The organism is Anaerobacillus sp. MEB173 (assembly GCF_052119505.1).
Lineage (GTDB): Bacteria > Bacillota > Bacilli > Bacillales > JBJMAU01 > JBJMAU01.
This window is the reverse complement of the sequence record NZ_JBJMAU010000041.1, coordinates 1-1,982: the sequence shown is the minus strand read 5'-3', so window position 1 is coordinate 1,982 and position 1,982 is coordinate 1. Positions and strand designations below refer to the sequence as shown.

The 1,982-nt window shown below is 35.1% G+C and carries 2 protein-coding genes; both read left to right on the top strand.

Annotated features, from left to right (window positions below):
- Positions 1–1,202, top strand: a 1,202-nt coding sequence (locus ACJ2A9_RS23410; RefSeq protein WP_441424107.1) for an IS21/IS408/IS1162 family transposase, incomplete at its 5' end; no start/stop codon positions are given.
- Positions 1,199–1,945 carry an IS21-like element helper ATPase IstB gene (gene istB / locus ACJ2A9_RS23405; RefSeq protein WP_441424106.1) on the top strand — a complete coding sequence of 249 codons (747 nt, stop codon included), beginning with the start codon at positions 1,199–1,201 and terminating at the stop codon, positions 1,943–1,945. The genes ACJ2A9_RS23410 and istB, both read left to right, overlap by 4 nt.
- Positions 1,946–1,982: the final 37 nt, after the last annotated feature.

Here is a 1,982-nt window from a genome sequence, read left to right as displayed (position 1 = left end):
GACAATATGAGGCTGTTGCCGAACAACCCATGGGTAAGCAGCTACAGGTAGACTGGGGAGTGACAAAACAGAAAACCACCAAGAAAAAAGAAGTGAAGTTATACTTTATAGCTTTTGTGTTAGCACATTCACGTTATAAATATATGGAATGGCAAGACCGACCTTTTACTACAAAGGATACTATTCGATGTCATGAAAATGCTTTCCAATTTTTCGGTGGAAGAACTGAAGAAATCGTTTACGACCAAGATAACCTAATTGCAGTTAGTGAAAATGCTGGTGATTTAATATTAACATCAGAGTTTCAAGCCTATGTGAGAGACTGTAAGTTTAAGGTTCATCTTTGTAGAAAAGCAGATCCTGAGTCCAAAGGCATGATTGAAAATGTGGTGAAATATATAAAAGGAAATTTCGCTGATAGTCGGGTTTTTAAAGATATAGAGGATTGGAATATACGTGCAATAAAATGGTTAGAACGTACAGGTAATCATAATGTACATAACACAACAAAAAAGAGACCAGCAGAAGTGTTTCTCGTCGAAAAGCAACACTTATTACCAGTCTCTCCTCTACTTTCAAATGAAAGTATCCATACGAACAGTATAACAAGGAATGTAGGTAAGGACAACACCATTCGTTTTAAATCTAATCGTTACTCGTTACCGTTAGGTACATTTGGCTCAACTAAAAATAATCAGGTGTTCATTGAGATAAAAGGTGAATATCCAGGTACATTGATTATTCGCAAGCAACCGGATGGTGAGAAGATTGCAGAACATCAGATTAGTAATGAAAAAGGCAAATTGATAAAAAATCATAATCATGGTCGAGATCGATCTAAAGGAATCGAAGAGCTCAAACAAAATGTTATTAGTAGTTTTGAAAACCAAGGAGATGCAAATACGTTTGTAGATGAAATTTGTCAAAGGTATAACCGATATCGAAGAGATCAATTAACGCTTATCTTTAGTGTAATAAAGAGAGATTCAGCATTGATTAATCAGGCACTTTCAATATGTATTAGAGAAAAACTCTTTAGTGCCAATGACTTTCGAGATGTCGTTAATTACTTGAAGAATTCTACTCCATCCATAGAAAGAGCTGGTGAAAGTATAAGTGCTTCAACATCTGATCATAAATTTGAAGTTACGACACGCTCCCTAAATATATATACAAGTATTTTAGGAGGGCAAATTCAATGAATAATACAGTAAAAGAATTGCAGGGTTATTTTCGTCAATTACGTTTATCCGAGACTGCGGAAGAGCTTCCGCAGCTCCTTCGTGAAGCTGAAAAAGCATCTTGGACTTATTTAGAGTTTTTAGAAGCAGTTACAGTGTTCGAATTAAATAAACGGGAAGCAAAAAGCATCGAACGAAGGATGAAATGGGCTCGGTTTCCTTATATTAAGATAATTGATGATTTCAAAGTAGAAGGGCAAACGGCTATAACTGAGCGACAGATTACTCAGTTAAGAGAGCTTAGTTGGTTAGAACAACATTTCAATTTAATATTATTAGGACCGCCTGGTGTCGGTAAAACCTTAATATCAATAGCTTTGGGTGTAGAAGCCATTCAAAGGGGATTTCAAGTCTACTTTGTAACCATGGGAGAATTAATACAACTATTAAAAACACAGGAATTTACTCATAAATCGCAAGTGCAAATAAAGAGGATTAAATCATCTGATTTAGTAATCATTGATGATCTTATGTACATGGCTATGGACCAACGAGAAGCAAATCTATTCTTTCAGTTGATTAATCACCTTTATGAACGAAGTTCAATTATTTTAACCTCTAATAAAAGTCCTGAACAATGGAGTGAATTAATGGGTGATCAAGGCATAACAACAGCAATATTAGACCGTCTATTGCATCGAGTAGAAGTTATTCACATGGATGATGATAGTTATCGCATGAAAAATAGGCAACACATATTTTAGGCAAAAGTGTAAAAGGCAAATTAGCGGAAAGTGTAAA